Annotated in this window: 6 protein-coding genes; 3 read left to right on the forward strand and 3 right to left on the reverse strand. The window is 67.0% G+C overall.

Features of this window, described 5'->3' with window-relative positions; all coding sequences use genetic code 11:
- The first annotated feature begins 259 nt into the window (after positions 1-259).
- Positions 260-1771, forward strand: coding sequence for a DUF2961 domain-containing protein (locus tag JSV65_00730; protein ID UCH34914.1), 1512 nt, complete (start codon positions 260-262; stop codon positions 1769-1771).
- A 195-nt stretch (positions 1772-1966) separates the two neighbouring features.
- Positions 1967-3634 (forward strand): S-layer homology domain-containing protein, encoded by a 1668-nt coding sequence (locus tag JSV65_00735; protein ID UCH34915.1) that lies wholly within the window; start codon positions 1967-1969, stop codon positions 3632-3634.
- 55 nt (positions 3635-3689) lie between these two features.
- Here the strand turns inward: JSV65_00735 and JSV65_00740 are convergent, their stop codons facing one another.
- The 3 genes from JSV65_00740 to JSV65_00750 all read right to left on the reverse strand — a co-directional run bounded on the left by JSV65_00740 (position 3690) and on the right by JSV65_00750 (position 7924).
- Positions 3690-4703, reverse strand: a complete 1014-nt coding sequence (locus JSV65_00740; protein UCH34916.1) for a polyprenyl synthetase family protein — start codon at positions 4701-4703, stop codon at positions 3690-3692.
- A gap of 348 nt (positions 4704-5051) precedes the next feature.
- Positions 5052-7199, reverse strand: coding sequence for a hypothetical protein (locus JSV65_00745; protein ID UCH34917.1), 2148 nt, complete (start codon positions 7197-7199; stop codon positions 5052-5054).
- The gene (locus tag JSV65_00750) at positions 7187-7924 is read right to left on the reverse strand and encodes a response regulator transcription factor (protein ID UCH34918.1); all 738 of its coding nucleotides are present in this window, start codon (positions 7922-7924) and stop codon (positions 7187-7189) included. Before JSV65_00750 ends, JSV65_00745 begins: the two co-directional genes overlap by 13 nt.
- A gap of 192 nt (positions 7925-8116) precedes the next feature.
- Between JSV65_00750 and JSV65_00755 the strand changes: the two genes are divergently transcribed.
- Positions 8117-9350: B12-binding domain-containing radical SAM protein (locus JSV65_00755; GenBank protein UCH34919.1), on the forward strand; the 1234-nt coding region annotated here is incomplete at its 3' end.

The raw sequence follows: 9350 nt of genomic DNA on the forward strand, positions 1-9350 counted from the left end.
CGCGATCAAGATCGCCCAGGCCGCGGCGATGAACGAGAACCTGCACAGCGTCATCTACTGCAACACCGACCGCGAGCTGTGGGTCGCCAACGCCATCGGCATGACGCGTGCGTCGGAAACGCCGTACAAGCACTTCCGCATGGCGGACCTGCTCGCCGCGCAGCCGCAATAGCTCGTCTTTGCACGGAGTCCTGGCGGCAGATTCGTGGGGGCACGGCAAGCTGTGCCCCTACCCGCCCTCTGACGCCCGGAGGTTCGCATGAAAGCCGCACTTCTCACGGCAGGATTGATGTTCCTGTGCACCGGCGGCGTCGGCGCCCAGGTCGCACCGGGCCTCGCGGCCGGCCTCGACACCCTCTACCGTCTGTGGGATGGCGAAACGAAGCAAGTCAACTCGTTGTGGCCCGAGAACCCGGAAGAACTCCGGTTCGGCGAAGGCCGCTCAACCGTCGTCATGGCCGATCTCAAAGGCCCGGGCGTCATCACCATGATCCACTTCGCCATGCCCGAGACGATGCGACTGAACCGCGACACGGTCATCCGCATCTACTGGGACGGCGAGGAGAACCCCAGCGTCGAAGCGCCGCTGGTGGACTTCTTCTGCGACCCCAACGGCGTCATGGAGCGAGTGGACACCGCCCTCGTCAACAAGAAGCGGGGCTGGAACTGCTACTTCCCCATGCCTTTCGCGAAATCTGCGCGCATCGAGGTAACCGCGGATAACCCGCGCTACCCCAACGGCATGTGGCAGATGAACCCGTGCTACGGCTACGTCATGTATCGAGCGCTCGAGGAGATCCCGCGCGATGCCGGTTACTTCCACGCCACCTGGCGGCAGCAGACCGTGCTGCTCGGCAGCGCTGACTACCGCGTCGTTGAGGCGTTCGGCCCGGGGCAGTTTATCGGCTGGAACGTCACCGTGCGCGGCGTCGGCGCGCCCAACGCCGGCTACGTCGTGGATGAGAACGTGAAGTTCTACGTGGACGGCGAGCGCGAGCCGTCCATCGAATGGCAGGGCATAGAGGACGCGTTCGGCTTCAGCTACGGCTTCCCGGAGCAGGGCAACACCTTCTGGTACACCGGCTACCAGCCCTACTACAACGGCGCCGCCGCCTATCGCTTCACGCTCAACGACCGCATTTCATTCAACCGTTCCCTGCGCATGACCGTCGGCTTCGGGAAAAACGAGGCGCCGTGGTTTCGCGAGGTGTTCTCCAAGCCCGAAAACCCACTCCAATTCTCGAGCGTCGCATACTGGTATCAGAAGGAGCCACACCGGCCATTCGCTTCTCTGCCTGCGTGCCGTGCGCGTCGGCCGTTGCTCTTCCCGGAATCGGCCCAGAAGTACCGCGACGCCGGCGAGACGCTTGTTGTTCGCTGCGGCAGCCGAGACGGCGACGAGGAGTTCTGCGACGACGGCTGGGACTTCGTCTTCCGCAAGGGCTATGCGTACGCCGGCTGGCCTACCGAAATCAACCACTGCTGGGCGGATTACGATTCCCTGGAATTCGATATCACCTGCCCGAAAGGCGCGTCGGGAACGCTGCGCCTGTTCATCCTCGACGGCGACGGTCTCGCGGGCGGTCGGCGGCAATCGGTCTCCGTATCCGACCGGCTCATCGGCGAATACGAGAACTACCGCGTCGGCCGCTGGATTGATGTCCCGGTCTCCGCAGGTGATACGGCCGACGGCCGCATTCCGGTCGTCATGAAGAACCTCCAGCCGAATGGCAACGCCGTTGTCTCGCTCATCCGCTTCGTCAGATCGTAGGGCAGGGGACCTTCCGCGCGCCGGACTCGTCCGCCACGTTCTCCACGGAGACATCGAATCGGGGCGCGTGTGATTGCGCCTGCCGCGGACATCAGCGGCGCGGCACGGGCCGCAAACGCCATCCAGGCTGGCAAGCCCTTGCTTGGCTCCCCGGCTGCCTGGAATGATTCGTGGTATAATACGGCCGAGAGGGCCATGCGGCTTCGATCATTGGGTGACATCATGCCCGTGACCAGGCTTGCGCGGTTCATCATCCTTCTCGCACTCGCTGGCTGCGTTACCTTCATCCTCGGCCACTCGGCTTGCGCCTCCGACCGCGTCTTCGCCTACTACTACCCCTGGTACGCCAACCCGGCGTTCGACGGCTACTGGTTCCACTGGAATGACGCCGGCTTCACCCCGCCCGACGACATCACCTCGAACTACTATCCCTCCCTCGGCGCCTACAGCGTCAATGATTCGGCCGCCCGCTCCCAGCATATGGCGTGGGCGGCGCAGGCGGGCGTCGGCATCATCGTCTCCAGTTGGTGGGGGAGGACATCCTTCGAGAACGCGGCGGCACCCGGCGTCCTCGATGCGGCTGCGGCGCAAGGGCTCAAGGTCTGCTTTCACCTCGAACCCTACGGCGGACGCACCGCCGCCTCGACCCGCGACGACATCGCCTACATCTACTCCACCTACGGCAGTCACCCCGCCTTCCTGCGCGTCAGCCGCCCCACTAAGTGGGGGCCCAGCGGCGCCGCGAGAGGCGTCTTCTTCGTCTTCGCCCCCGGCGATATCACCGACGCCAACTGGCGGACGATGCTCAACGGCATCCGCGGCACCGGCAACGACGCCATCGTCCTCGCCAGCGGCGGCGTGGACTGGATCGACCGTTGCCACTTCGACGGCATCTACCTCTACGCGCACCAGGTCGGCTCCGACGGCAGCGATCTCGCTTCCCTCAGCGAGCAGGTCTCAGCGCTCAACTCTATCTTCTGCGCCGGCGTCGGCCCGGGCTTCATCCATACGCGCATCGGCGGCACCATCAACAAGCCCCGCACCCCCGCCGGGTACGATACGATGTGGCGCTATGCCGTCGACGCCGCCCCGGAATGGCTCGGCATCACCTCCTTCAACGAATGGCACGAAGGCACGCAGATCGAGCCCGCCGTTCCCAAAACCATCCCCGAGTTTACGTACCTCAGCTACGAGGGCCACTACGGCCGCTACGGCGCCGACGCCGAGACCATCTACATCACGCGCACGCGCGCCTGGGTGGACGCGCTCGAGCACGATTACATTTTCGAGGACGTCTGGCCGGTGTATTGGGCGTTCCGCCAGATCGAGGCGATTTACCGCGAGGGCATAACGGGGGGATGCTTGGTCACTCCGCTGTTATACTGTCCCGAAGCGCGCGTAACGCGCGGGCAGATCGCCGCGTTCTTGACGCGGGCAATGGGACTTGCGCCCCTGTCGCCGGGGGCGCCGACCTTCGCAGACGTGGCCCCGGAGCACCCGTTCTACGGATGCATCGAGGCGCTGTACGACGCCGGCATCACCGCCGGATGCTACTATGACCCGGGGCCGCCCGAGGTGCGGCGTTACTGTCCCACGAGCACGGTGACCCGCGGACAGATGTCGGTCTTCCTCGCCCGGGCGACAGGCCTGAGCCCGGTCTATCCGGGCGTGCCGACCTTCGAGGACGTGCCCGCGGACCATCCGACGTTCGGATACATTGAGGCCATCTACGCGGCCGCCGTCACGAGCGGGTGCTACTACAACGCGGGGCCGCCCGAGATCCGGCGCTACTGCCCCACGACGAGCGTCAGCCGCGCGCAGATGGCCATGTTCCTGACGCGGGCCTTCAGCATACCGCTGTAGCTCATGGCGCGTGCTGCGGGCCCGACGCGTAGCCGTCGAGCGCAATCCGTCCGCCCTAGCGCTGCCGCACAGCCAGAAACTCAGTGAGCCGCCGCAGATCATCTTTCGCGGCTGACTCCAAACGCAGGCCCTCCAGCGCGCTCCATGCCCGGCGGTGGGTTTCAGCGGCGAGTTCCTCCGCGTGCTCGCGCGCGCCCACGCGGTCCAGAACTGCCACCGCGTCGGCCATGGCGCGCGGAGACGACGCGCCGCCGACGTCGCGCAGCGCGTGGCGATCTTTGTCCCTCCCGCGCGCCAGCGCCCAGACGACCGGATACGAGCACCGCCTGCGACTGAGGTCCCCTCCCACCGGCTTGCCCGTTTTCTGCGCGTCCCCCCAGATGCCAAGCACGTCGTCGCGTATCTGGAAGGCGACCCCAAGATCGAAGCCGAAATCACGGAATCCGTCGAGCGCTCTGTCATCCGCGCCGCCCAGCAGCGCTCCCGTCTCGGCCGCCGCGGAGAGCAGCGCCCCCGTCTTGCGCCCGACCATGTCCAGGTATTCGTCCTCCGAGACATCCCGGCCGTTGCGCAAGGCCACGTCGTGAGCCTGCCCCTCGCACAGCCTGGCGCACGCGCGGCTCAGAATCGCCGTCGCGCGCAGGCGGCGCCCGGGGTCGGCTGTCGCTTCCTCCGGCTCGGTGAGAACGGCATAGGCCAGTGAATACATGCAGTCGCCGGCATTGATGCCCTGAGCCTCGCCCCACAGCTTCCATACCGCCGGCCGGCCGCGGCGCGTGTCATCGCGATCCTCGATGTCGTCGTGAATCAGCGAGAAGTTGTGAATCAGTTCGATCGCTGCCGCCGCCGGGATCGCCGCGGCCGCATTCCCGCCCACGGCGAGGCACGACAGCACGCACAGCCGCGGCCGCACCAGCTTGCCCGCCGCGCTGCCCGCGGACTCCTCTCCCGCATCTCGGTCGACCGCGTCCCACCCCAGATGATGCAGCAGCATCTCGCGCAGCAGCGCCCCGCCCGCGCCGTTCAACTGCACGATGTGGCTGCGCATCATCTCAATGACGCCTTTCATTGCATCCTCTGGCAATACTAGCCCTCCCGAACTCATGCGCCCCCGGCATCAGGCGCGCACAGCTTACAACCCTCCGCTAAGATACGGACCCCATTGGTTACCGAGGTTCGTGCATTAGAGGAGGACGCAAGGGATGGCAGCGCCCCTCCCGAACGAACCTCGTCCGGAAGAGTCCGCGGGCATTACCGGTGCTCTCGTAATACCCGACACTCTATAGTATAGTCTTCGCTCACGACGCTGTCGAGGGGGCACGTCGTCAGGCACGGACTGGCAAACGGCAGGTCGCCGGTCGCCGAGCCCGCGCCGGAATGTGGGGGGATTCACCCCGCCGCTTCCGAGCGACGCCCGTCACACCTCGTGCCATTGCTCCTGCGGCAGGAACAGCGTCACCGCCGCGCCCGCGCCGGGCTTGGTCTCCGTCACCAGTGAGCCGCCGATCACAGCCATCATCGTGCCGTGCAGCGCAAGGCCGTGCCCCTCTGCGGGCTGCGCTTCGCTCGCCGCCGCCAGCCCGATACCGTCGTCGGCGATGCGCATCTCGAGGCCGTCGCGCCACGCCGCCGAGATGGAGAGATTGAGCTGGCGCTCAAGCGTGCCGCCGCGACCATGGCGTGCCGCGTTGCGGACAATCTCTTTCGCGGCGTAGAAGATGACGTCCCCGGTCACCGGCGGCAGCGCCCGCACGCGCTCCTCGGCCTCCGGCTCCACCTGCCACGTGATGCGGTCGAACTCGTGGGCGAATTCCGTTTCCACCATGCGCCGCACCGCCGCCACTAGCCCTAGCTCCGCGACCTGTGATGCGAGACCGGCCGGCATCTCGCGCAGCAGGGCCGAAATGCGCCGGTGCACCTCGGTCAACTGCGCCAGGGCGCCCGCACCCGCCTCGGCCGCGCCATGATTGCCCAGCCCCAACATCGCGGCGTGCAGAGCAGGCAAGACTTCATCGTGCAGCGCGCGCCGCGACTGCTGATCCAGCACCTGCATCTCGGTGAAGCGCTGCCGCTGCAGCGCCATCAGGCGCTGCGCCAGGTTGGCCCCCGCGATCGTATCCAGCAATCGCTCCCCGCTCGCGCGCGCGATCTCGATCTCCTCCTCCGAGTAGAGCCCGCCGTCCGCCTTCTCGCCCAGGCACAGGACCCCGATCATCCCCCGCGGACCCCACAGCGGCACCGCCAGCAGCGCGCCTCCATGCTCATCGGGCTCGAGCGCCACCGTCGTCACATCCGGCGACGCGCACCGGCTCACGAGTTCGCTCACGTTCACCGACACGGAGACGCCCTCGGGATACACAAGCGGCACCGGGATGAGCGACGACAGGCCGCCCGCGGGCACGAGGTACGCCGATTCGACGCCCAGCACGTCGCGGCATAAGGCGACGAACGGCTCGGCGGCGCCGGTCTCCGCCATCGCCTCGGGCTGCGACGTCAGCACCGCGTCGTAGACGTGCTCGCTCGCCACGAACGGGCGCAAATGGGAAATGTACTGCTCCCGCTCGCGATAGGACCGCCAACTGAAGACAGCGTACGTGAAGGCGACCAGCAGCGTTGCGAGCACGACGACGTACGCCGACGGCAGCTCCACGGCGAAGCTCCCGCCGACGGCAACGCCGTAGCCTGCGCCGAGGATCAGCACATTGTGCCACTGACGCCGCAGACCGCGCCGTGGCAGCGTCCGTGCCGTGAAGATCTCGTACGCGACGATCGCTTGTCCAAGCAGCACCACGGCGAGCGTGATCAGGGCCGTGATCACCAGGTCGAGCCACAGCATGCCGAGCGCCAGCCCATCCGGCACGACGTCGAGGGCGCCCGGCCCGTGGCGCAGCAGCCAGATCAGGGAACTCACCACCAGCATGCTCACCGTCAGCAGAGCCAGCGACGCGGCCGCCAGCCACGGCCGGGCACGGCGCCGCGCCGGTTCTCCCATCGGCCGCCGCGACGGCCCCGGGCGCGCCACCGCGTCGAGCGAGAAGCTGATGCACGACAGCACGAATACCGGATACAGCAGCACCATCACCGGGATGCCGAGCACCGCCGGCCGTGTCGACAGGTTGAAGCCGGTCCCGTGAACGGTGAACGGCAGCGGCCGCGCCATCATCAGCAGCACGAACAACGCGCCGACGAGCGCCAGCGCTGCCGCCAACAGCGGACGGTGCCGGCGGCGCAGAGCCGACTGGCCGCTGTCCCAGTACCCCGTGTGCCACAGCATCGCGATGTACCACGCGAACGGCGAGAAGATGACCGCGGTCCAGCCGAGAGGCCACCACACATTCAACTCCGAGCCGATGACCCGCGCGCTCTCCATGAGCACCGCGGAATGGCTGACGAAGACGGCGCCCCCGGCCAGCAATCCGCACCCCGCGAGCCACACGCCCCACCCGCGCCGCTGCGCGTTGAGCAGCACCGTCCCGCCCAGCCACACCAGCGCAATCGTGCTGAACAGCGACAGCGCCAGCAGCGCGAAGTACACCAGCGCGATCAGGACGATCAGTCCTCCCACTCGACCCATTCCCCTCGTTCGTTCATCACGCGCGCCGCGCCCTGCTTGTCCCACGAGATGAGCCGCCCCGAGCGGACGATCAGCGCGGCACGGGTGCGCGCCACCTTGTCGTCCGTCGCGCTCTCGCTCAGCCCCCACGCCGCGTAGATCTGCCCGTTGGTGCGGCTGATCGTGCGCTTGTCCCGGAATCCCATGCGCGCGGCAATCTGCTCGTTGGTCATCCCCTGCGCCAGCATGCGCGCCACCTCTTGCTCGTTCGGCTCGAGCACCGCCATCGGCGACTGCGCGTCTTTGTGCCGCACCTCCTGCACCCGCGCCTCGATCTCCGGGTCAATGAAGTTCTTCCCCGCCGCGGCATCCTGCAGCAGCGGCAGAATCATCTCCGGCAGCAAGTAGTTCGACTTCCGCACGTAGGCGTAATGGCTGAGAATGCCGGAACTGCGAAACCCGCGGTAATACGCCTCGTCATCCTGGATCGAGTAGAACACCACCGGCATGCGCGGCAATTCCCGCCGAATGGCGACCGCAGTCTCGATGCCGTTCATCTGCCCCGCAAGCTGCACGTCCAGCAGGATCACGTCGGGAGGTTGTCTCAGGCAGTAGTCCAGCGCATCCTCGCCGCACCCGCAGTCGTGCAGCACGCGCACCGCCCGCAGCCCCTCCAGCCCGGTCTTCAAGGCCGCGCGCAGCCGCTCGTTGTCCTCCACCACCAGCAGCTTGAGCATCGCCTCGCTCCTCATGCGTCCCGGTCCGCTATAGCAAACCGCAAATGCGGCCCCACGTCAAGCACTTGCGCCCTCCAGCGGCGCACCTGAGTGCGCAAACCACCGGCGTCAGTGGGTCGGCGCCACCCGCCCGTCAAGCCTAAGATGAAGTTGGAATCGGCGGCCATCTCGTTGATCCGGAGGTCAATTGACGTGAGGGTAAAGCTCATCCTGCCCGCCCTGACCGAAGCCAGGAGCCCGTTCTGGCGGCCGATCAAGTACTCTCTCTTCCCGCCCCTCGGGCTCGCCACTCTCGCCGCCTACCTGCGCGACGATGACGAGGTCACCATCCACGATGAGCACGTCGAGCCCCTCGAACTCGACGACGAGCCGGACCTGGTCGGCATTCAGGTCTACATCACCTCCGCCCGCCGCGCCTACGCGATCGCCGACCTCTACCGTCGCCGAGGCGTACATGTCGCCCTCGGCGGTCTGCACGTCACCGCTTTGCCCGAAGAGGCGCGCCGCCACGCCGACACGATCTTCCTTGGCCCCGGCGAAGACACCTGGCCCGCCTTCCTGCGCGACTTCCGCGCCGGGCGCCCGGCGCCCTCGTACCAGTCGAAGGTGCGCTCCCTGGTCGCTCAACCCCCGCCGCGCCGCGACCTCATCCAGCGGCATCTCTACCTCGCGCCGAACTCCCTCGTCGTCTCCCGCGGCTGCCCTCACGCCTGCGACTTCTGCTACAAGGAGTCCTTCTTCCGCGGCGGCGCCTCCTTCTACACGCAGACCGTGGATCAGACTCTGGCCGACATCGAACGCCTGCCGGGGCGGCATCTGTTCTTCGTGGACGACAACATCTTCGGACACCGCGACTTCGCCATCGCCCTGTTCGACGCCATGCTAGGCATGGGCAGGATATGGCAGGCGGCGGGCACGGTTCACGCCGCCCTCGACTCGGAGTTGCTGCACAAGGCCGTGGCGTCCGGATTGCGCAGCTTGTTCGTCGGGTTCGAAACGCTCAGCCCGGCCAACCTGCGCGCCCAGCGCAAGCATCACAACCTGCACGCCGATTACGACACCGCGGTCCGTCGCCTTCACGATGCGGGGGTGATGATCAACGGCAGCTTCGTGTTCGGCATGGACGACGATGACACAACAGTCCACGAGCGTACCGTGGAGTGGGCGATCAAGCGGGGAATCGAGACCGCCACCTTTCACATCCTCACCCCGTACCCCGGCACGAGACTGCACCAGCGCCTGGCGGCTCAAGGCCGAATCACAACCGCCAACTGGGATCTCTACGACACCCGCCATGCGGTGTTTCGACCAGCCAGGATGTCCGCCGGGCAGCTCGAGGCGGGATACCGCCGGGCGTATCGCGACTTCTATCGCTGGGGATCAATCCTTCGCGCCGCATCAGCGAAGGAAAGCGTCGCGGCACGCG

The organism is Armatimonadota bacterium (assembly GCA_020354555.1).
Lineage (GTDB): Bacteria > Armatimonadota > Hebobacteria.